We start from the raw sequence: 255 nt of genomic DNA, 5'->3' as shown, positions 1-255 counted from the left end.
CTCGGGATTGGTAATGATCGGCAGCGTCGAGCTGGTCAGCTATCTGCTCATGTTCGCGCTGCTGGCCGCCATGGCTGCCCACGTCGAGCGCAGCCAGGTGGTGGTCGAGGTCTTCACCCAGGCGCTGCCCTCCGTCGTCAAGGCGCGTGTCGCTGGGGTCTACCTGCTGATCTTCGCCGCGACGGGCGTGGTGATTGCGCTGGGCATCGTCGACGAGGCCCATTCGGCGGCCGAGTTCGGTGAGGTCACCCAGGA

The 255-nt window shown here is 66.3% G+C and carries 1 pseudogene; it reads left to right on the top strand.

The window, feature by feature from the left end:
• Positions 1 to 13 precede the first annotated feature (13 nt).
• A pseudogene (locus tag C3Z11_RS00015) lies at positions 14 to 255 on the top strand (TRAP transporter small permease); the annotation flags it as partial.

This window comes from Phytohalomonas tamaricis (assembly GCF_003012345.1).
Classification (GTDB): Bacteria; Pseudomonadota; Gammaproteobacteria; order Pseudomonadales; family Halomonadaceae; genus Phytohalomonas; species Phytohalomonas tamaricis.
The sequence above is the reverse complement of the archived record's forward strand: the minus strand, read 5'-3'. Positions and strand labels throughout refer to the sequence as shown.